Source organism: Actinomadura macra NBRC 14102 (assembly GCF_001552215.1).
GTDB classification, from domain to species: Bacteria; Actinomycetota; Actinomycetes; order Streptosporangiales; family Streptosporangiaceae; genus Spirillospora; species Spirillospora macra.
This window is the reverse complement of record NZ_BCQT01000010.1, coordinates 277,770-297,307: the sequence shown is the minus strand read 5'-3', so window position 1 is coordinate 297,307 and position 19,538 is coordinate 277,770. Positions and strand designations below refer to the sequence as shown.

The 19,538-nt window shown below is 69.9% G+C and carries 21 protein-coding genes; 6 read left to right on the top strand and 15 right to left on the bottom strand.

Annotation, left to right across the window (positions count from 1 at the left end):
• Positions 1 to 135: 135 nt before the first annotated feature.
• The 5 genes from AMA02S_RS18150 to AMA02S_RS18130 form a co-directional block, all read right to left on the bottom strand.
• Positions 136 to 966: a PaaX family transcriptional regulator gene (locus tag AMA02S_RS18150; RefSeq protein WP_245667631.1), complete on the bottom strand. Its 831-nt coding sequence runs from the start codon at positions 964 to 966 to the stop codon at positions 136 to 138.
• 163 nt (positions 967 to 1,129) lie between these two features.
• Positions 1,130 to 1,687, bottom strand: a complete 558-nt coding sequence (locus tag AMA02S_RS18145; RefSeq protein WP_067459887.1) for a snapalysin family zinc-dependent metalloprotease — start codon at positions 1,685 to 1,687, stop codon at positions 1,130 to 1,132.
• A gap of 29 nt (positions 1,688 to 1,716) precedes the next feature.
• A complete protein-coding gene (locus AMA02S_RS18140; RefSeq protein ID WP_067459884.1) occupies positions 1,717 to 2,439 on the bottom strand; it encodes a S1 family peptidase in 723 nt (240 codons plus the stop codon).
• Positions 2,440 to 3,086: 647 nt separating this feature from the next.
• Positions 3,087 to 4,172, bottom strand: a complete 1,086-nt coding sequence (locus tag AMA02S_RS18135; RefSeq protein ID WP_157430669.1) for a S1 family peptidase — start codon at positions 4,170 to 4,172, stop codon at positions 3,087 to 3,089.
• Positions 4,173 to 4,316: 144 nt separating this feature from the next.
• Positions 4,317 to 4,853: a nuclear transport factor 2 family protein gene (locus AMA02S_RS18130; protein ID WP_067459878.1), complete on the bottom strand. Its 537-nt coding sequence runs from the start codon at positions 4,851 to 4,853 to the stop codon at positions 4,317 to 4,319.
• A gap of 61 nt (positions 4,854 to 4,914) precedes the next feature.
• Between AMA02S_RS18130 and AMA02S_RS18125 the strand changes: the two genes are divergently transcribed.
• From AMA02S_RS18125 to AMA02S_RS18110, 4 genes are all read left to right on the top strand, one after another.
• Entirely contained in the window at positions 4,915 to 5,832 is a 918-nt protein-coding gene (locus AMA02S_RS18125; protein ID WP_169806846.1) for a LysR family transcriptional regulator, read from the top strand.
• A 158-nt stretch (positions 5,833 to 5,990) separates the two neighbouring features.
• Positions 5,991 to 6,356, top strand: coding sequence for an ArsR/SmtB family transcription factor (locus AMA02S_RS18120; RefSeq protein ID WP_281181896.1), 366 nt, complete (start codon positions 5,991 to 5,993; stop codon positions 6,354 to 6,356).
• The gene (locus tag AMA02S_RS18115) at positions 6,328 to 6,810 is read left to right on the top strand and encodes an SRPBCC family protein (protein WP_067459875.1); all 483 of its coding nucleotides are present in this window, start codon (positions 6,328 to 6,330) and stop codon (positions 6,808 to 6,810) included. Before AMA02S_RS18120 ends, AMA02S_RS18115 begins: the two co-directional genes overlap by 29 nt.
• Positions 6,797 to 7,369: a TIGR03086 family metal-binding protein gene (locus tag AMA02S_RS18110; RefSeq protein WP_067459872.1), complete on the top strand. Its 573-nt coding sequence runs from the start codon at positions 6,797 to 6,799 to the stop codon at positions 7,367 to 7,369. The genes AMA02S_RS18115 and AMA02S_RS18110 overlap by 14 nt, the downstream gene beginning before the upstream one ends.
• A gap of 169 nt (positions 7,370 to 7,538) precedes the next feature.
• Here the strand turns inward: AMA02S_RS18110 and AMA02S_RS18105 are convergent, their stop codons facing one another.
• From AMA02S_RS18105 to AMA02S_RS18095, 3 genes are all read right to left on the bottom strand, one after another.
• Entirely contained in the window at positions 7,539 to 8,453 is a 915-nt protein-coding gene (locus tag AMA02S_RS18105; RefSeq protein WP_245667630.1) for a DUF4394 domain-containing protein, read from the bottom strand.
• Between the two features lie 214 nt (positions 8,454 to 8,667).
• A complete protein-coding gene (locus tag AMA02S_RS18100) occupies positions 8,668 to 9,789 on the bottom strand; it encodes a hypothetical protein (protein WP_067459869.1) in 1,122 nt (373 codons plus the stop codon).
• Positions 9,782 to 10,345, bottom strand: a complete 564-nt coding sequence (locus tag AMA02S_RS18095) for an RNA polymerase sigma factor (RefSeq protein ID WP_169806845.1) — start codon at positions 10,343 to 10,345, stop codon at positions 9,782 to 9,784. The genes AMA02S_RS18100 and AMA02S_RS18095 overlap by 8 nt, the downstream gene beginning before the upstream one ends.
• Before the next feature lie 212 nt (positions 10,346 to 10,557).
• Between AMA02S_RS18095 and AMA02S_RS18090 the strand changes: the two genes are divergently transcribed.
• A complete protein-coding gene (locus tag AMA02S_RS18090; protein ID WP_169806844.1) occupies positions 10,558 to 11,964 on the top strand; it encodes an FAD/NAD(P)-binding protein in 1,407 nt (468 codons plus the stop codon).
• Between the two features lie 190 nt (positions 11,965 to 12,154).
• Here the strand turns inward: AMA02S_RS18090 and AMA02S_RS18085 are convergent, their stop codons facing one another.
• Positions 12,155 to 13,228: a hypothetical protein gene (locus AMA02S_RS18085; protein ID WP_067459862.1), complete on the bottom strand. Its 1,074-nt coding sequence runs from the start codon at positions 13,226 to 13,228 to the stop codon at positions 12,155 to 12,157.
• Between the two features lie 267 nt (positions 13,229 to 13,495).
• On the opposite strand from AMA02S_RS18085, the gene AMA02S_RS18080 reads away from it, so the two are divergent.
• Positions 13,496 to 14,182, top strand: a complete 687-nt coding sequence (locus AMA02S_RS18080) for a hypothetical protein (protein WP_157430667.1) — start codon at positions 13,496 to 13,498, stop codon at positions 14,180 to 14,182.
• 40 nt (positions 14,183 to 14,222) lie between these two features.
• Here AMA02S_RS18080 and AMA02S_RS18075 read toward each other — a convergent pair whose 3' ends face one another.
• The 6 genes from AMA02S_RS18075 to AMA02S_RS18050 form a co-directional block, all read right to left on the bottom strand.
• Positions 14,223 to 14,513, bottom strand: a complete 291-nt coding sequence (locus tag AMA02S_RS18075) for a hypothetical protein (protein WP_067459856.1) — start codon at positions 14,511 to 14,513, stop codon at positions 14,223 to 14,225.
• A 137-nt stretch (positions 14,514 to 14,650) separates the two neighbouring features.
• The gene (locus AMA02S_RS18070; protein WP_067459853.1) at positions 14,651 to 15,769 is read right to left on the bottom strand and encodes a sensor histidine kinase; all 1,119 of its coding nucleotides are present in this window, start codon (positions 15,767 to 15,769) and stop codon (positions 14,651 to 14,653) included.
• A gap of 10 nt (positions 15,770 to 15,779) precedes the next feature.
• Positions 15,780 to 16,472 (bottom strand): response regulator transcription factor, encoded by a 693-nt coding sequence (locus AMA02S_RS18065; protein ID WP_067459850.1) that lies wholly within the window; start codon positions 16,470 to 16,472, stop codon positions 15,780 to 15,782.
• Between the two features lie 128 nt (positions 16,473 to 16,600).
• Positions 16,601 to 17,575, bottom strand: a complete 975-nt coding sequence (locus tag AMA02S_RS18060) for a D-alanine--D-alanine ligase family protein (RefSeq protein ID WP_067459847.1) — start codon at positions 17,573 to 17,575, stop codon at positions 16,601 to 16,603.
• 13 nt (positions 17,576 to 17,588) lie between these two features.
• Entirely contained in the window at positions 17,589 to 18,641 is a 1,053-nt protein-coding gene (gene alr, locus AMA02S_RS18055; protein WP_218005016.1) for an alanine racemase, read from the bottom strand.
• Positions 18,642 to 18,712: 71 nt separating this feature from the next.
• A complete protein-coding gene (locus tag AMA02S_RS18050) occupies positions 18,713 to 19,378 on the bottom strand; it encodes a M15 family metallopeptidase (protein ID WP_218005015.1) in 666 nt (221 codons plus the stop codon).
• Positions 19,379 to 19,538: the final 160 nt, after the last annotated feature.

The window sequence follows — 19,538 nt, the reverse complement described above, 5'->3', positions numbered from 1 at the left end:
AGTGGTTCATGAGGGCTCCTCGCCGGGAGACGTGGGACGGAAACCTCCGCAATGTTCGGCATATCCGTTTTCAAAGTCAATGATCTGCCGAACTTTGTCATCCCCGTCCAAGGCCGTCTCGGACGTCCCGGTGGCTCAGCGGAGCTCGATCAGCTCCACGGTCCGGTCGGCGATGTCGCGTGCCTTGGCCTGGTAGCGGTCGCGCAGGGTGTACAGCAGTTTCTGGGCGCGGATCGCGGGCCAGTCGGTTGGCAGATGGCGCAGCGGGATGCGGGGGTCCGCGCGGACGAGGCCGAGCCACTCGGTGCTCATCAGCAGGTAGCGGATCAGGTCGTCGCTGGCCTCGGGCACGGGATCGGGCCGATCCCAGCGCTCCAGCCAGGCCCGGTACCCGGCGGCGAGCCCGTCCAGGTCGAACGCGTCGCGGATCATCCGCGGCTCGTCGGTGGGCGGCACGGACGGCCCGGCGAACACCCGGACGTGGGTGTCGAGCCCGAGGTCGGCGGTCACCTCGGCGACGTCCACCCGGGCGGGCGAGATCCACAGCCCGTTGCCGACCGGGCCGAACCCGGCCCAGGCCAGCCGGGAGCGCAGTTCATGCCGGCGGCTCTGCCAGGACTCGGGCAGCGAGAACGCCAGGACCGTCCAACTACCGTCCCAGTCGTCGTTGATCACGCTGCGCCGCCAGACCCGCTCCTCGCCGTCGGCCAGGATCCGTCGGGACCGTTCGGTCAGCCCGAAGAACATGCGGCGACCATCGGGATACCGGGCCAGCAGGCCGCGCGTCACCATCCGGCTCAGCATGGAGCGGACCGCGTGCTCGCCGATCCCCAACCGGCCCAGAACCTCGATGAAGCTTCCGGAGAACACCGCCACATCGCGTCCGAGCACGTAGTTGCCCAGGTACGTCAGCATCAGCGACTGCGGGCGGACTTTGAGGGCCTCGACCTCGACGGCTCTGGACACGGCCAGATCTTCCCACAGGGCGAAGCTCGACAGATCTCCGACGTCAGCGAGAAGAATGCCGGAAGGGGAGCCTGGGGGTCGCCCCCAGGAAAATACCCTCTGGACGGCTGCACCCCACCGCGGGCACGGCTATCGCTGTGCCCGCGGTGGGGGAGCGGGGTGGTCAGAACTGGTAGCAGTCCACGTACACGGTCGGCCGGCTCAGGGTCGCGGGGAACTTGCCGCCCGCGTTCCGCGTGACCTGCGCGGCTTCGGTCTCATGCGGGGTGGTGGTCTTGCAGGAGGTCGGCGAGCTGTGACCGGACATCAGGTAGTCACAACGTCCGTTGCGGTTGTCGGGCAGGCCGAGGGCGTGCGCGATCTCGTGCGCGGCGATCCGGGGCGGGTAGAAGCCGTCGGTGACCGCCTGGCGTCCCATGTAGATGGTGCCCCGGCCGAAGCCGTTGGACATGGTGCGCGGCCAGCCGTCGTCGGCGTAGACCTTGATCGTGGCCTGTGTCCCGGTCGCCTGCTTGAGCTGGATCACCGGCACGGCCTTGTTCCACGCTTCGGCGCCTTCGTCGACGGCCGCCTTGAACTCCTGTGCCCCGCTGGCGTCGTAGTAGATCGTGCGGACCGCGACGGGGGCCGCGGCCGACGCGGAGTCGACGATCAGTGCGGGCGCCAGGAAGGTCATTCCGAGTGTGACGGCCAAGGCCGTCATGATCTTGCGGACGAACATGGGAGCTCCTGCGATGTGGGGGCGGGGGGTCAGCTACCGATTTGCTGGTTGATCCAGGTCAGGTGCGGTGCGATGCCGGTGTAGAGCGTGGTGGTCGCGCACTCGCCGCGGTTGTCGCCCGGGCCGTGGGTCTCGCCGACGAGGGTCCAGTTGCCGCGGCTGCCGGTGACCGCCGGCCCGCCGGAGTCGCCGTGGCAGGCGGAGTGGGTCCGGTCGCCCGAGACGCAGACGTCGTTGGCGGTCCCGCCGCCGGCCGAGCACTGACCGCTGGGCAGAATGGTCAGGTCGATCTCCTGGAGCGTGGTGGCGTTCCGGCAGCTTGGCCAGCTCATGCAGCCGAAGCCGAGGAGCCGTACCGGGCTGTTCGCGGCGGGGTTGGTCTGCGTCATCTTCACCGGCGCCAGCGTGGACGGCGTGGTCAGGTGCATCACCGTGAGGTCGGTGCCCGGCTTGGTGACGCGCCGGTCGATCTGACGGCTCTCGCCGCCGGAGTTCTTGCTGTTCGAGCCGATCCGGCCCTGGGACGCCGAGCCGCAGTGGTTCGCCGTGACGATCCACTGCGGGGCGACCAGGCTGGCGCCGCAGCCGTTGCTCAGCGACACCATCCAGGAGTACGTCTCGGTGGCGTCGTGGCCACCGATGATGGGCATGTCCCCGCCACTGGGGGGTTCGGCGGCGTTCGCGGCGGTCGCACCATACATCGCAAGGGCGAGGGCGCTCGCCCCCAGTGCCGCTTGCATCACTTTTCGCATGGCAACTTCTCCAATCGGCAGTCGTGCCGCCGGTGGCCTCCGCCCTGCTCCGCTACCAGGGCGGGGCGGCGCGACCCCGAGACGGCGGGTCCGCGCATGTCGAAGCACGTCTCCGGGTCCCCAGGAGTGGCCAGGCTTCGTCGCGAACACCGACTACGCGAGTGGTCGGCATGGCATTGACGCACCATGTGATTCGTGGCTTGCGAGGGGGCACGACTCTCGTCGGTGGCCACGTCCATGCAGGCGATGCAAAAGGGGGCGGGGGGCGGGCATCGCACACTTCATCTGTTAGGCAGGCTTCCTATCAGATGGCTGCACACTAACCGACACTCCGAATAGTGGGCAAGGTCCCGTGGGTGCCACTGATTCGTGTGTGATTCCATCACCGCAGATCGGGGGACCGGAGAGCCTCTCCTCGCCGGAAAATTCGTGAACACTTGCCCAGCAGAACAGGGCGGGCGGGCAACGTTTGTGACAAGGCAAGCTGAGGGTGGATTTCGAGGGTTGTCGATGCCATTGTTGATTAACATAGAATAAGAAGAAGGGTGCAGTTCTCGTCGGCCCGCCAAGCGTTCGCCGGTGGCACCCGGGCAGTACGGAGGCCGGTTCCGCGCGGGGAGGAACCGGCCTCTTCTGGCGGTGAGTGGTCAGGTGACGCTGGCGCCGAATGCCTTGAGGGGTTCGGTCACCGGCTGGAAGAAGGTGACACCGCCGCTCTGGCAGTCGCCTGAGCCGCCGGAGGTGAGGCCCAGGGCGGTGTTCCCGCTGAAGAGCGAGCCGCCGCTGTCGCCCGGCTCGGCGCAGACGTTCGTCTGGATGGTGCCGGTGACGGTGCCTTCGGGGTAGTTCACCGTCGCGTTGACGGCGGTGACGCTGCCGGAGCGGAGACCGGTGGTGCTGCCGCTGCGCGAGACCCGCTGGCCGGCAACGGGGTCACCCGCCTGGGTGATGTCCTGCTGCTGTCCGTTGTACAGGTTGACCGCGCCCTCTCCCGCCTGGTCGGTCTGGACGAGGGCGAAGTCGTCGCCGGGGAAGCTGCTCTCCACGGTGGTGCCGAGGGCCTGGTTGCCCTGCTGGTCGGCGGTCCAGGCCCGGACGACGTTGCCGCAGTGTCCGGCGGTGAGGAAGAAGTTCTGGTCACCGCGCTTGACGTTGAAGCCCAGCGAGCAGCGGGCGCTCTCACCGAAGATCGCGTCGCCGCCGAGCGCGAAGGTACGGAGGCGTCCGGGAATGCGGTCCATCTTGACCGCCGGCCCCATCTGTCCGGCCATCCGGCGGACGGTGGCCATCCGGGTCCCGGTGACCGACTCGTCCGTCCAGACCGTCACCTTGGACGTGGCGGGGTCGACGGCGAAGGCGGTGCCCGGGATGCCCCGCGTCGTCCGGGCGAGGGTGGTGGTGATCCGGTTCAGGGTCGCGGGGCTCGTGCGCGTCGCCTTCGCCACCGCGCCGGCGGCGCGCACCATGGCGGCGTCCCTGGTGTTGGTGACGGTGACGACGGGCCGGCCGGCGGAATCGAGGTAGGCGCCGGCCGTGCGTCTGCCGAGCCGGTCGGCCAGCTTGGCGGCCAGGGCCGCGGCCGATGCGTTCGTCGGCCTTGTCGCCTGGTCACCGGCCAGCGTCGCCTGCTGCCCGCCACCCGACGCGTCCGGCATCCCGACCGCGTACAGCGAGCCGGCCGCGAGGCCGGCGGATCCGGCGGCCACCACGGTCCACGTGACCACGGTGCGCATACGACTCTTCCTCGCGGAGTTACGGCGCTTCATGGGTCCTCCAAGGTCCGATCCGTGCGTGGAGATACGGCCCTCTGCCGGACGGAGTTCAAGCCCCCGAGGGCGCGCAGGTGAGAGGCCCGCCGGTCTCGGGATGGTGGATCACTATGGACGGCGCGGACTCCGGGCAAGCCGCTTCGGAATCGGCGCGAGCGGATAGACACGCCAGAAGTAGGCGTCGGCGGCGTGCTGGTCCCCCGGATAGTTGACCGCCTCGGTGATGCGACCGTTCCTGATCCGGAACGCCAGCGCCCACACCTGGTCGAGCCCGGCCGGCGTGGTGCTCCATCCCCGGTGCAGGTCCACGACCCACTCCCCGTCCGCCGCCAGGAAGATCGGCTCGGCCTTCATCCCGGCGCGGGCGAGCAGTTCGAAGAACGCGATGACCTCGTTCGCCCCGCGCTTCGTGCCGGCCAGCGGATGGTGACCCGGAATCGTCCATGCGATGTCGGGCGCGAAGAACCGTTCGCGCAGAGCGCCCGTGTCCCCGGCGGCGTACGCGGCGTAGTAGCCGCGGATCAGTGTCACGTTCGGGTGCTCCCGGCCGGTGGCCGCGGCAGCGGGGCGGGAGGCGTCGAGGGCGAGTACGGACGCGGAGAGCCCACCGGCGCGCAGCAAAGTGGCTCGTGAAATGTCGGACATGCCATTCAGGCAACTACGCTTCTTCGGCGAGGTCCAAGACCTGGACCTATGCAGTAAACGCATGACTTCGGAGACTTCGTTGGACGTGGACACGCGTACGCTGCGGTACTTCGTCGAGCTCGCCGAACAGCTCCACTTCACCCGTGCGGCCGAGCGGCTCTTCGTGTCCCAGCCGTCACTCAGCCGCCGCATCCGGCGGTTGGAAGCGGACCTGCGCACCCCCCTCTTCGAACGCACCGGACGCGAGGTGCTCCTGACTCCGGCCGGTGAGGCGTTCCTTCCCGCGGCCCGGCAGCTGATCGTCGACTGGCAGGCGGCGCAACGGACCGCCCGTGTGGAGGCGGCCGCCCGGGCGCGGATCCTGCGGGTGGGCTTCGCGGCCTCCGGCGCCGGAACGCTGGGCACCCGCGCGTACGCCGCGTTCATGAAGCGGCATCCGGACGTCTCCGTCGAGCCGAAACGCTTCGACTGGGGCGGTGAGGTGGCGGCTCTGCGCGAGGGTGTGGTGGACGCGGCGTTCGTGTGGTTCCCGGCCGAGACAGCGGGGCTGCACGTCGAGGTCGTACGTGTCGAACAGCGCTGGGTCGGGTTGGCGGCCGGGCACCCGCTGGCCGGACGGGACGCCGTCTCCATCCACGACCTCTCCGCGGAGCCGATCGTCTGGACGCGGCAGGCGCCCCGGGAGTGGGTGGACTGGTGGGCGGTGAACCCGCGCCCCGACGGCGGCGAACCCGTCTGGGGACCGGAGAACGACAACGTGGAGGAGATGCTCGAACACGTCGCCTCGGCCTCGGCGATCTGCATCAGCCCCGAGTCGATGACCTCGCACTACACCCGCCCCGACCTGGCCTGGCGTCCGATCCCCGACATCCCGCCGCTGCGCATCGCCCTCTGCCGCCCGCTGACCGCGGTCAACGACCTCGCCGCCGACTTCGCGGCCCTCGTGCGCCACCTGTCCCAGGACGAATCGGAAAGGTGACTGCCCGGTGCCATGGTCGGCCCGTAGCGCACGTACGGCGGCACGTCCGCCCTTCCGCGACTGGGGAGGTAGCCACCCCAGGGGCCTGCGCTTTCAACCACACGGTTGACAGGCGACGGACGTGCGACCTACCCTTACTTTCAACCAAAAAGGTGAAAGTGGGAGGGGCGATCACGGACACGCTGTCCAGGGTCTTCGGCGCCCTCGCGGATCCGACCCGGCGCGACATGGTGGCCCGGCTCTCGGAGGGCGACGCGACCGTGAGCCAGTTGGCCGAGCCGTACCGGATGACGCTTCAGGCCGTGTACAAGCACCTGCGGGTGCTGGAGGAGGCCGGCCTCGTCAGCCGGCCGCGAGGGCCGCAGCCCCGGCCGGTGCGCCTGGAGCTCCAGGCCCTCGACCTGATGGACACCTGGATCGAGCGCCGCCGGGTCCAAGCCGAGCAGCGCTACCGCCGCCTTGACGCCGTCCTGGCGGAGATGAAGGAAGACGAACATGGACAGGATCACGGAGACAGCGATTGAAGCCGACCCGAGGCTCCCGGTCATCCGGATGACTCGTGACTTCGCGGCAACGCCCGAGCAACTCCTGCGCGCCCACACCGATCCTGCGTTGTTCGCCCGGTGGGTGGGTCCCAACGCCATGTCCACCCGGATCGAGCACTGGGACGCGCGTTCCGGCGGCAGCTGGCGCTACGTCGCGGTGCGCGACGGCACCGAGTACCGGTTCCACGGCTGCTTCCACGAGATACGGTCCGACCGCATCGTCCAGACCTTTACGTTCGAGGGCGATCCGGACGGGGTCGCGCTGGAGACGTTGTGGTTCGAGGACCTGGGGGACGGCAGGACGCGGCTGCGGGCGCAGTCGCTGGTCGACAGCTTCGAAGGCCGCGACGCGATGCTGCGCAGCGGTATGGAGGTCGGCGTCGACGAGGGTTACGCCAAGCTGGAGAGGATGCTCGTCGATGGCGCTGTCTGAGCACCCGGCCGAGCGACACCGGCAGGTCGCCGGGCTGTTCACCGACCGGGTCCGCGGGACGCGATCCTGGGACGCACAGTCCCCGGTCGCCGACTGGGCCGCCCGCGACGTGGTGCGTCACCTGACCGACTGGTTTCACGGGTTTCTGGCCTCCGGCGCCGGCATCGAGCTGCCCCGCGGACCGTCGGTGGACGACGATCCGGCCGCCGCCTGGCAGGTCCACTGCGACGGCGTGCAGGCGGTATTGGACGATCCGGAAACCCCGCAACGGGAACTGACCAACCCGCACATTGGCAGCGTCCCCTTGCAGACCGCGATCGACCGGTTCTACACCGCCGACGTGTTCATGCACACGTGGGATCTCTCCCGGGCCACCGGCCAGGACGACCGGCTCGACCCGGACTTCTGCGCCGAGCTCCTCAGCGGGATGGAGTCGATGGAGGAGGTCCTCCGCTCCTCCGGCCAGTACGGCAGCCGCGTCGAGGTACCCGACGACGCGGATACCCAGACCAGACTGCTGGGCTTCATCGGCCGGGACCCGTTCTGGTCGGCCCGCTGAGCCTGTGCGGGCGGCACCGCACCTGAGCGTCGTGGCCCCGGACGGAGCGGCCGGGCGGAGGAGGCTTGACCGCATCCTCGCGCCCGGTCGTCCGTCGGGCGGTCACGTTCGCCGCGACGAAACGCGGCAGGGACGTGACCGGCGGGGTGTCCCCGACTGTGGAGGGTGCTTAGCCCTGGTTGAGCGGCAATGCCACGTCGACGACCTGGCGCTGCGCAGGGAAGGCCCCGGTCGGTGAGACGCTACCGGTCAGCAGGTTCACCTGGTAGAACCGCTGGGCTCCCTGCACCTTGAGGGCGGCGTAGCCGGTGTTGGTCCCGGCCTTCGCGGAGCTGTAGATGTCGAAGCCCGCGCTGGGCCCGGCGTCACTGCCGAACTTGCCGGTCGGGGCCAGGTTGCCGGCGTTCGCGGGGGACTGCACCGACACCTGGTCGAGGGTGGTGTCCAGGTCGAACAAGGTCGTGGCCGTGTTCGCGTTGAGGTCGTTGTTGGTGTAGGCGGCCCCGCTCACCCCGGTGGCCGTGGCCGCCGGGGCGGGCGGCACCGGCGGGTTGGTCAGCGTCCCGTCCGCCGCGGTGACGCCCGCGGCGGGTGCGCCCGCCGGGTCGTCGATGTTGTGCCGTAAGTTCTGGCCGGTGTCGCTGATCACCCGGAGCCGGTTGGCGGCGGGGTTGAAGTCCACCCCGAACGACGTGCCCTGTAGCGCCACGGTGAGCTGGGAGACCTTGGTGGCCGTGCCGCTGGTGCGCAGCGTGTAGATCCCGCCCTTGTCGCCGACGCCGTACAGCGTCCCGTTCTGTACCCGGTAGTCGATCCCGACCAGGGTGCGGTCGCCGGCCAGGCCGGCGACCTTGCCGAGGTCCCGCACCCTGCCGGGCGCGGTCGTCTGGAAGCTCACCAGCCGCTGGTCGGCGGTGAGGCCGACCACCTTCAGTGCAGGCGAGCCCTGCTCACTGCCGGCCACCAGCCGGGTGCCCTGGTCTCCGGCCGCGTCACCGGGGCCCTGGGCCAGAGCACTGGCGGCGGTGGCCGTTCCGACACCGGCCGCTGTGGCGAGCGTGGCCATCACGATGATCCTGCGCATTGATGCCTCCTTGGGTGCACGCCCCCGCTTCCGGAGCGTGCCTCTGATTAGCCGCCGAGGCGCAGGCGGATGACCTTCGGCTGATCCCGTGGTTCGGCGGGGGCGTCCCACCGAGGTTGATCAGCAGCAAAGCGTGGAAATCAACGTCTTCCGGCATATCCGAACCACGTAAGGGCTCGCAGACAAATGCATTGCGGTGGTGTCCGTTAAACCGTCACAAGCGATGGGCGGGCAGGGTGGGGAGGGCGTTGGTCCACCCTTGACGGCGGACGAGGGTGAAGCTGTCGAGTTCGCCGGCGAGGTAGCCCTCCACGGCGAGGGGGTGCCCGGTCCGGGGATCGACGATCAGCTTCTGGTCCACGGCTCCGTTGTCGGCCCAGAAGGCCACTCCGCGGCGGCCGAGCTGGTCGGTGACGGTTCCATGGCTCCGGTTGACCGGCAGGCCGGCGAGGACCCGGTACAGGGCGGCCTGCATGGCCGGTGGCGTGGGAGCGCTCACCAGGAGGTCGGCGATCTCCTGCACGGTGACATGGGTCGGCACCTTTGCGTCCGGCCCGCTTCCAGCCGATGAGGCGGCGTGGAGCCACCATTGATCCAATACCGCCTTGAGCGCTCCGGGGTCGGTGGGCAACTCGGCGATCTGATCGAGGGCGATCGGAGTGCCCGCGACGCTCGGATAAGTCGGCTCGTCCCGCGATTCGGCGCGGACGCTGCGCTGGAGGGCGAGCGCGGCGGGCGGAGCCGACCGCATGCCGATGCTGGTGTCGTAGATCTGGCAACCGCGGACTCCCGGCGCCCCGGCTCGCCGCCAGGCCCGCTCGTCGGCACTGCTCAGCCTCCGGTCGGTGACCGAGTCGATGATGAGCCAGCTGGTGTCGCGGCTGGATCGAGAGGCCCACAGCCGGGCATTGCAGGTCGATTCGTAACGATACAGAGGTCTCGCCGTGGACGCCCCCGCTGGAGTGTCACCCACATAGCTGGCGGTGGTGTAGGTGCTGAGATCGGCTGTCCAGTACCTGCCGGTATCGGAGCTGCTGTTCCCGAGCGCCGTGGCGGCGGCGAGCAGAACCTGCCGCGCCGAGGGCTCGTCACCGGCCAGCCGTGGCACGGTGACCAGGCCGGCGACCAGGGCCGCCGCCGCGGTGATCGCCACGGTGTACCGGGTCGGCCGCGGAACCCTGACACCGGACCGGTGCCTGCGCGCTCGACGACGCGGTGGCACTCCTGAGGCCGCGATGGCGCGGAACCGTTCCAGCCGTCCGGAGTCGGCCGGAGGGTCGAGCTGGTCTGGACGGATGTCGGACAACGCCGCCAGGAGATCGGTCTTCCTACTCATCGGTGCTTCCCCCACTATCAAGGTCGGAGTCGTGTGCGGCGCTGATCTGCCGGTCGAGGTGACGGCGCGCACGGTGCACGCGCATGGTGAGCGCGGGCCTCGAACAGCCGAGGACGTCGGCGGCCTCGCGTGGGGACAGCCCGTGCCAGCTGAGCAGCATCAGGACTTCGCGGTCCCGCTCCGGCAGCGCGGCCAGCCCGCGCAGCAGGACGTCCCGATCGGTGATCAGTTCCGCGACGTCGCCGGTGAGCGGTGCGGACGCCGCCCAGGCGGTCAGCTCCGCGGCGATCAGGTTCTGGCGCAGCGCGTCCCGGTACTGCTCGCGGATCACGTTGCGGGCGACGCCGATCAGCCAGGCCAGCGGGACGTCCGGCACGACGTCCCGGCGCCGCCACGCGATGGTGAACGTCTCGCTGGCCACCTCCTCGGCCTGCGCGGTCCCGACCCGCGTTACCGCGTAGGCGTGGACGCGGGGGAAGTACCGGCCGAAGAGGTCGTCGAACCACCCGGTCGGTCTCTGAGCCTCGCACTCGATCGCCGATCCCCGTCTGCTCAACCCACGCTCCTCCGTTCCCGTCACACTGAGAAGTGGTCCAGAGCGGGCAGATGTCACACGAACCAGGAAACCGTCCAACGAGAAGGGGGGCGGGGCGATGCTCGTCGCTTCCGGCATACCTGAGCTCCGGCGCCCGCGTGAGAGCCTGGCACCGCCGCTGAACCCCTCGTTTGCCTATTATTCTTGTGGGAATTATCGGATACCATCGTGGGGTGGGTGAGTTCGCAGGCCGAAGCGGCTCCGTCCCGGTGGTCGCCATCGTGGGAGGCGGCGCCAGCGGCACACTGACCGCCGCGCACCTCCTGCTCCGGGGGAGGGGGCCCGGCGTCTCGCCGCGCGTGATCTTGATTGATCAGTACGGTCGCCACGGGCTGGGGCAGGCCTACGCGACGACCGACTCGCACCACCTTCTCAACGTCTGCGCCACCAGGATGAGTGCGCTGGAAGGCGATCCGGATCACCTGCTGCGGTGGGTCCGGGCCCAAGGGCAGGACGTGACCGGTGCCGACTACATTCCGCGCCGCCTCTACGGACGCTATCTACGCGCGGTACTCGCCGAGGCCCGACGAGCCTGGCCCGCGGGGCACCTGACCCAACTGACCGGGACGGTCACTTCACTCAGGGAACCGGGGCAGGGACGGCCGATACGGCTGACCCTGTCGGACGGGGGCCGCCTTGACGCCGACGCCGTCGTCCTGGCCACCGGCAACCGTCCCCCGGCGGCCTTGCGAGGGGTGCCGGCCGGTCCCCGCTGCGTCCCTGATCCGTGGGTGCCCGATGCGCTGACCGGCATCTGCGACGGCTCACCCGTCCTGGTGGCGGGGACCGGTTTGACCATGGTCGATATCGCCATCACCGTGACCCGCACCCATCCCGGGAGCGTGGTGTTCGCGGTGTCCCGGCACGGTCTGCTGCCGCGGACGCATCGCCCACTTCCGCCCCCTCCGGCCGACGTCCGCCTACCCGCCCACGTCCAGAACCTTGCGGGGCTGATGCGCGCCCTGCGCGTGGCGGTGAAGGACAACGGCGGCGAATGGCAGGGGGTCGTCGACGCCCTGCGCCCCCACGTGCCACGGCTCTGGGGCGGGCTGAGCACCGAAGACAAACGGCGCTTCCTCGATCTGGTGGCTCGCTACTGGGAGATTCACCGGCATCGGATCCCTCCGGCGACGGCGTCCCGTATCGCCCACCTGCGCGCCACCGGCCGCCTACGGGTCCTGCGAGGACGTGTCGGCTCCGCCGTCGCCGACCGCGACGGAGTGACGGTCGCCATCGACGCGGAGGCGGGCACGCGCGAACTGCGTGTCGGCTGGCTCGTCAACGGAACCGGCCCGGCCTCCGACGTGGCCGGCGTCCCGTTCCTGGACGAGCTGTTCACCAACGGTACGGCGCGCCCGGATCCGCTACGGCTTGGCCTGGACGCCGACGCCGCCGGGGCCGTCCTGGACGCCGCCGGACGTCCGCACGAAAGGATCTTCACCCTCGGCCCCACCCTGCGCGGTTTGCGCTACGAGACCACCGCCATCCCCGAGATCCGCGCTCAAGCGGCGGCGCTGGCGTCCCGTCTCGACCGAATGCTCACCCCGGGGAACCGCTGGCCCGATACCTCGGTGGCCTGAGCGGCCGCCCTTCGGTCTCGGTGTCGGAGCCGATATGGCTGTGCTCGTCGCCGACCACCGTGCGGCCGGGCCGGCGGCCGGCGAGTCCGGCACCGCGGTGTCCCGGCACCGCCGTTTCCGGACGCCGCGGCGCGGGCTCCGCGCCGTCACCGTGATCCCGGTGGGCCGTCCGCCAAACGGCGGGTTCGATTCAGCCGGCGTCCGGTGTGAGCAGCACAGCGAAGGAGAGGTGCCTGTTCGTGGTGGTGGTGGTGGCGGAGGCGGCGATCTGGCCGGCGTCGTTGATGCCGTACGCGGCCGTGATCCTCAAGCCCGTGTCCGGCGGGATCAGGGTGTTCAGGTCGGTGCGGACGCCGTTGCTGTACACCCAGCCGCCGCGGCCGTCACCGACGATCGTGCCGGCCTTGTTGATCGCCTGAGCCGTGTCGAACGTGCTGCCGCCGAGGTCCGGCCACAGGTCGATCACCTTGCCGCCCGCGAACATCACCGGATGCCGGGGTGCGAACTCGCCACCGCCGACCCCGGCCGCGCCGACCGCGACTCCGCTGGAGTTCATGGCGTGCACCTCCGACCAGGTGCTGCCGGGCAGTGAACCGAGATCGGACGGAGTGCCGTCGCGCCACACCGTGGCCTCGGCCTTGGTGGTGTCGTTCGAGGTCGAGGACAAGCCGAGAACTCGTCCGTCGGCGGTGATGCCGAACGCCTCTGCGGCGTGGCCACCGGGCAGCGGCGCGAGGACGGTGGCCTTCCCGTTCTGGTAGAGCCAGGCGGTACCGGTGTCGAAACCGGTGCCGGCGATCTGGCCGGCGTCGTTGATCGCCCGAGCCTGGACGTGACCGTCGGTGGGCAGGATGCCGAGATCGGTCGGGGTGCCGTTGCGCCAGACCACCGCGGTCTGCCGTACCGGCAACGTGTTGAAGGCGGCGCCGACGACGACGTCGGAGGAGTTGAGGCCGTACGCCACGGTGGCGTCCGCCAAGGTCGGGTCGTTGGGCACGATGCCCGGCAGGTGGGTCAGCTCAGTCGGGTTGGTGCTGAGGTAGGCGGCCTGGGCGCCGTGACCGGGGAACGAGCCTTCGCCCGCAGTGTGGCCGGCGGCGTTGATGGCCTGGGGAAGATTCCCGAACGCGCCGTTCAGGTCTCTGATCCTGGTCAGCTGGTAGTGGGCGGGTGCCGCGGCGACCGCCTGGGCGGGGACGACGGTGGTGGCGAAGGCGAAGGGTGCCGCCAGCAGGGCGAGGGCGCGCGTTGTCCGGTTCCACATGATCTCTATCCCTCCGAAGGTGAGTCGACAGAGGGAGATAAGTGCGCGGGATACACGCCGTTGAGTTCGCTGACGCGGATTGCCCCGCCCAGGTTCGTCGATATCGGCGCGCCCTCACCGGGACCGGGACAGCTCATGACCTGCCTGGGGGTTATCGGTCAGGCAACGCCGGGGACGGTGCAGGGCATGGCCGCGAATGGACACCGCGTCACGGCGGCGCGCGAAGCGGCAGCCGGGGGGACCATGAGTTGGACATATATACGTCGAGTGGCATCTGCGGCACTAGCCGGACCGATCGCCGTAGTCCCAGTGGCTCTGCCTCCAGTCCTCGCCGCAAGCCGGACTGGGCCGCCGGGTGGCGCCACGGACGCGAAAGGGCCTGGCTCGCACACGCCACGACCACCGCAGCTGCCGCGAGACTTTCGCGGCAAAGGCAAATGGATCGTCCGGGATCTGAACATCACGGTCCCGTTCACCTGGACGGGACGAGACGGCGACAGCCAGATGGTCGCGGGCGGTCCGCGGTACCCGATCTGGTTCACGAACCTGATCTATCGGAACTCGCTCTACACGCTGACCTACAAATGGCCTGGTCTCAACGAGCATCAGTGCTCGCGAATCCCCGGGTTCGATCTGAAGGCACTGAACCAGAAGCTCAGGACGGCGCGGTACGTCGGGCGGCAGATCTTGCAGTGGAATCCGCAGCGCCACGTGAACCACTGGAGGGTCGGTGTCGTCGCGCCGCAGCTGCCGCCAGGGAAATATCTTCGGTTTCCGCTTGCGCTCGGCGACATCTACGTCGATCAACGCAATCCGAGCACCTTCTGGCAGGTGCTGCAATTCGGTGTCCAGAATCTCTACGACCCCGAGCTGGACGAGTGGCTGATGATGGACACGTTCGAGCACAGCCCCGGAAGGGTCGCGCTTCCCAGCCAGTGCCCGCCGCCCTCGTGAACCCGTCCGCCCGAGACGCCGCAGATTCTGGGTGCCGGTGTCACTCCTCGCAGTTGGCTTGCAGCTGGGCACGGTAGTAGCGCCCATAGGGGTCGGCGGGATCGAAGAAGACCTGCGGTTCACCGATGGTGGTGCAGGGTCCGTAGTAGCCGATGGATTGCGCCGTGGCGTGGGCATCCTCCAGGGCGGCGTCGAGGGCGGTCTGGCGGGTGGGGCCGTATCCGCCGCCGTCGACGAGCACCGAACCGGCGGCTGTGGCTGTGGCCGCGGTGCTGGTGAGGACGGCGAGGGCGAGGGCGCTGGTGGTGACGGCTCCGCGGATACCGATCATGGGGACTACTCCGATCCTCGGGAATCTGGCCTGTGACCTCCGATCGGGTATTCGCGCGAGAGGCCCGAACGGATGTGATAGGGCAGAAGATTCTTGAATCGGGTCGGTACCAGCGGTCTCTCACAAGTGCCGCCGGACTAGTGGGCCCTGCTCGCGTACGGTGCCTGCGGCATCCCCGGAAGTCGAATCGTGACGAGGAGACCGCCGGCGGGGCGGGCGGTGAGGTCGAGGGTGCCGTCGTGTGCCCGGACGATGCTGTGCACGATGGCCAGCCCGAGGCCGACGCCGGCTTGTTCGTCGGTGCGGATGCGTTCGGTTCCGCGTTGGAAGGGCTCGAGGAGGGTCGGGAGAAGTTCCGGCGGGAGCAGATAGCCGGTGTTCTCGACCCGCAGCACACTCGCGTCGGGCCGCGCCTCGGTGTGGACCCTGACGGTGCCGCCGGGGACGTTGTGGACGATCGCGTTGTGGACGAGATTCATGGTCAGCTGTAGCAGGAGGGCTTGCGATCCGATCGTGGGAGTGATGTCGCCGCTGGTCTCGACGGTGACGCCATGCTTTTCCGCGAAGGGGAGGAGCGTTTCGGTGGCTTCCTCCGCCGCGAGGGACAGATCGACGCGCTCTCGGGCGAAGGACCGCCGATCCGCACGGCTGAGCAGCAGCAGTGCCTCGGTGAGGTCGATCGCTCGGGTATTGACGGCGTGGAGACGGTCGATCATCTCGTCGGTGTCGCGGTTCGGATCGGTGCGGGCCACGTCGAGGATCGTCTTCGAGACCGCCAGCGGGGTGCGCAACTCGTGCGAGGCGTTGGCCGCGAATCTCTGCTGTTCGGTGACGTGCGCTTCGAGCCGCTCAAGCATCGTGTCGAAGGCGTCGGCGAGTTCGCGGAACTCGTCCTTGTGGCCCGGTAGCCGGATCCTCTGGGAGAGCGATCCGGTCGAGGCCAGGCGGGTGGCGTGGGTGATGCGGGTCAGGGGCGCGAGCATGCGGCCGGCGAGGAGCCATCCTCCCAGGAGACCGAACACCAGCAGGAAGCCCATCGCCGTGACCGCGCGGGGGACGAAGGCGCGCTGGAGGTCGTTGCGGTTGGGGATGAACTGCGGGGCCGGTCCCCGGGGCCAGTCGTTGCTCGGCCCGGGGGTGATCACGCCCTCCGGGACGTAGCGCAGCAGGAACACCCACACCACGGCCAGGAGGAGGGCGCCGGCGACGAGGAGGAATCCGGCGTAGCTGAGGGTGAGTTTGAGGCGGACACTCAAACCGGGGGTCCTATCCACTGTCTCCCTCACGGCCGGTGTCTGGTTCAGTGTCGATGCGATAGCCGACGCCGGGCACCGTGGCGATGAGCCATGGTTCACCCAGCCGCTTGCGCAGGGCGGAGACGGTGATGCGGACGGCGTTGGTGAAGGGATCGGCGTTCTGGTCCCAGGCCCGCTCCAGCAACTCCTCGGCGCTGACGACACCGCCCTCGGCGGCGACGAGGACCTCGAGCACGGCGAACTGCTTGCGGGTGAGCGCGACGTAGCGTCCGTCGCGGAAGACCTCCCGGCGGAAGGGGTCCAGCCGCAGGCCCGCGATCTCGCTGACCGGCGGCCGGGCGTACGCGCGCCTGCGGTCCAGCGCCCGCAGCCGCAGGACGAGCTCGCGAAGCTCGAACGGCTTGGTGAGGTAGTCGTCGGCGCCGAGTTCGAACCCCGAGGCCTTGTCGTCGATCCGGTCGGCGGCGGTGAGCATCAGGATCGGGATGCCGCTGCCGGAGGCGACGATCCGGCGGGCGATCTCGTCGCCGGAGGGGCCGGGGATGTCACGGTCCAGGACCGCGAGGTCGTAGGAGTTGACGCTGAGCAGCTCCAGGGCTGAGTCGCCGTCGCCGGCGATGTCGGCGGCGATCGCCTCCAGCCGCAGACCGTCCCGGACCGCTTCGGCCAGGTAGGGCTCGTCCTCCACGATCAGCACGCGCATACCTCAAGCCTAGGCAGTACGGCATATCGCCGACGTATGCGGACCCGGATCGGTGACCGTGATTTTCCTTTGCCTTTCGCGACGTCTGCCCCGCCTTCCCGGGGTCGCCGGGCCACGGCTCCACAGGCTCAGGCCCGGGTTGGTGGGCCGGGCACGGTGGCAGCGGCGACCAGGCGCACGACCAGGTGCTCGTAGGGCAGTCCGGCCACGGCGAACATTCTCGGTACCTGGGACTCGGCCGTCATTCCCGGCATGGTGTTGACCTCGTTGAGGACGGGCCCGTGGTCGGTGAGGAAGAAGTCGATGCGGGCGACTCCGGCGCAGCCGAGCGCGTCGAACATCCGCAGCGCCGCCGCGGTCAGGGCCGCCCGGTCCGCGTCGCCGAGGTCGGCGGGCACGCTGAACCGGGCTGAACCGTCGTACTTGGACCGGGTGTCGAACAGGCCGTCGGCATGGATCTCCAGCGGCGGCGCCGCCCATCGACGGCCATCGGCCTCACGCAGGACGGCCACATCGATCTCCCGTCCCGTGACGACGTCCTCGACCAGGAGCCGGTCGTCGAACCGTGCCGCGTCGCGCAGCGCGTCGCGTAGCTGGGAGGCATCGTGTGCCAGGGCGACACCGAAACTCGACCCGGCCGAGACCGGCTTCACCACCACATCGGTCTTGAACTCGACATCGGCGCTCTCCGCCGCCGTCACCAGCCGGCCGGGAGCGGTGTGGATCCCGACGGCCTCCGCCACGAGCTTGGTCGCCCACTTGTCCATGCCGATCGCTCCGGCGCGCAGGTCCGAACCGACCATCGGCGTGTGCGTCAGGGCGCACAACGCCGCGAGGGTCCCATCCTCGCCGGATGGGCCGTGAACTGCGGGAAAGACGACGTCGGCACGTTCGATGACGCTCAGCGCCGCCGCCAGGGAACCGGCGGCCCGCGACCCGAGCGCGTCCGCGCCCCGCCTCCACACCCCGTCGCGGCCGATGATCAGGTCGTCAACGCCGAATCCGCCGGAACGCAACGCCCCGGCGACCGCTCTGGCGGTGGCCAGGGAGACGTCGTGCTCGGCGTTCTCTCCGCCGCCGATCACCGCGATTCGCTGTGTCACGCGATGCTCCTTTTCAAGCGATGCTCCTTTTCACACGCGGCCCGATGCCGGTGACGATGGTGTGCGGAATGGTCCCGGCCCAACGAGCCCAGTCCTGGACGGTCGGGGTCGCGCCCCCGTCCGGGCCGAACACGGTCGCGGACGTGCCGATCGGGAAGGACTCGGCACCGGTGTCGATCACGATCTGGTCCATCGAGACCCGTCCGACGACCGGGAGACGGCGTCCGCGGATCTCGACGCCGGCCTGCGGCGAGAGCTCGCGTGGGATCCCGTCGGCATACCCGAGCGGGAGCACGCTCAGGTGGGTGGCGCGATCGGTGACGAACGTGCCGGCGTAGCCGACCGGCGTACCGGCCGGGGCCGCCCTCGTGTGCACGATCGGTGCGATCAGACGGGACGCGCCGTGCATCGTCACGGTCCCGGAGGGATCGATGCCGACCAGCCCCGCCCCGACGCGGACCATGCCGAAATGCGTCGCCGGGTCGGTCAGCGTCCCCGAGGTGGCCGCAAGATGGGCAAGCGGTGAACCGAGCCCCGCCGCCCAGACCGCCCGCTGCGCCTCGCGCATACCGGCGACCGCCGGCGCGTTCGCCGCGGGGTCGGCCTGGTCGGCCAGTGGAAGATGCCCCATGACGCCCACGACGCGGACCCGCCGAGCCCGTTGACCACGCCGGGCGAGACCGATCAGTTCGTCCCACTGCCCGCGGGGGCAGCCGCCCCGCGCCATTCCGGTGTCCACATGCAGATGGATCCGCATCGTCGCCGCGGCTTGCGCGAGGAGCGCGCCGAGCTCGTCCACCGATCCGACCGCGATATCGACCTTGGCGGCTGCCGCCGCCTCGGCGTCGATCCCGCCGGGGTGCAGCCAGGCGAGGATCGGCACCGCCAGCCCCGCCGCGCGCAGCGCGGAAGCCTCCGCGACACTCGTGGTCCCGAGCCATCCGGCACCGGCGGCAACGGCGGCTTCGGCGACCGTGACGGCGCCGTGTCCGAACCCGTCGGCCTTGACCACCGCCATGACCGTGCTCCGGGTCCGCGCACGAATCTCGGCCACATTCGCGGTCACCGCCACAGGCAGCGTCTGCAAGGTCGGCGGCCGAAAGGTACCTGATCGGCGCTCCAGCACCGAGAGCCGGTTCACAGGTGCATCCCCCGGCGCTCAGCCGGATCCGCATACATCGGCGGCCAACCATTGCCGTAGACGTCGGGACGCGTTTCGTGACGCCAGGACTCGTCGCCATGGATCTGGTGCCCGTACGTGGCATCGCGTTCAGACCGCCAAGCCGCGGCAGCCGGATGAGGCAGCCGGACCGGCTCGACCGTGCGGTATTCGAAATGCCACCACTCGTTGTCGTAGACGCGGTAGAGCCCGTACCGTCCGCCGTGTTGTTCGAGCCACCGCGCTCCCTCGGTCGGCCGGACGTCCAGCGCCAGGCCCCGCACATGGCTGGACTCCTGCGGGGGCAACACCCGCCGCCGCGCCGCGGACACCGAGCCCGTGCGCCGCACCTCCTCGGTGAAGATCCGGTGCTGTTCCGCCGCGTCGCGGTGCCCCGAGGTGAGGCCGATCAGCTGCCCGTCGCGCCAGAACGCCTCGGCCCGCGCATGCGTGAACGCCGTCAGCGTCTCCGGTGCCAGCCCGCGCAGACTCTCAGCGGGGAAGCGCAGGCCCAGCGCCCATTGGCAGGCCAGGAAGCGGGCGCTGCCCGGTGCGCGGCAGAAGGCGATCGGCACCAGCAGCACCGCGACGAGCCGGGTGACGGCCGCAAGTACGCACTCTTTGATCGTCAAAGGTGGATTCACCGCACCTCACCGCCGAAGGGTCAGGCCGTACGCAGCGCCTGGGTCGGTGGGAGCCGGGTGGGCGATCGCCGCACCGAGGATCGTCAGGCTGACGAGCCCGACCCTGCGCGTACGGCAGGTCGGCGCTGACAGTGATGCGCGGTAGTTCATGCCTCCACTG

Excerpts from the sequence above, each read along its gene's own strand:
- AMA02S_RS18140 (WP_067459884.1), bottom strand. The coding sequence starts at position 2,439 with ATGCGAAAAGTGATGCAAGCGGCACTGGGGGCGAGCGCCCTCGCCCTT.
- AMA02S_RS18130 (WP_067459878.1), bottom strand. The coding sequence starts at position 4,853 with ATGTCCGACATTTCACGAGCCACTTTGCTGCGCGCCGGTGGGCTCTCC.
- AMA02S_RS18100 (WP_067459869.1), bottom strand. The coding sequence starts at position 9,789 with ATGAGTAGGAAGACCGATCTCCTGGCGGCGTTGTCCGACATCCGTCCA.
- AMA02S_RS18105 (WP_245667630.1), bottom strand. The coding sequence starts at position 8,453 with ATGCGCAGGATCATCGTGATGGCCACGCTCGCCACAGCGGCCGGTGTC.
- AMA02S_RS18065 (WP_067459850.1), bottom strand. The coding sequence starts at position 16,472 with ATGCGCGTGCTGATCGTGGAGGACGAGCCCTACCTGGCCGAAGCGGTC.
- AMA02S_RS18085 (WP_067459862.1), bottom strand. The coding sequence starts at position 13,228 with ATGTGGAACCGGACAACGCGCGCCCTCGCCCTGCTGGCGGCACCCTTC.
- AMA02S_RS18125 (WP_169806846.1), top strand. The coding sequence starts at position 4,915 with ATGACTTCGGAGACTTCGTTGGACGTGGACACGCGTACGCTGCGGTAC.
- AMA02S_RS18135 (WP_157430669.1), bottom strand. The coding sequence starts at position 4,172 with ATGCGCACCGTGGTCACGTGGACCGTGGTGGCCGCCGGATCCGCCGGC.
- AMA02S_RS18115 (WP_067459875.1), top strand. The coding sequence starts at position 6,328 with ATGGACAGGATCACGGAGACAGCGATTGAAGCCGACCCGAGGCTCCCG.
- AMA02S_RS18110 (WP_067459872.1), top strand. The coding sequence starts at position 6,797 with ATGGCGCTGTCTGAGCACCCGGCCGAGCGACACCGGCAGGTCGCCGGG.
- AMA02S_RS18075 (WP_067459856.1), bottom strand. The coding sequence starts at position 14,513 with ATGATCGGTATCCGCGGAGCCGTCACCACCAGCGCCCTCGCCCTCGCC.
- AMA02S_RS18145 (WP_067459887.1), bottom strand. The coding sequence starts at position 1,687 with ATGTTCGTCCGCAAGATCATGACGGCCTTGGCCGTCACACTCGGAATG.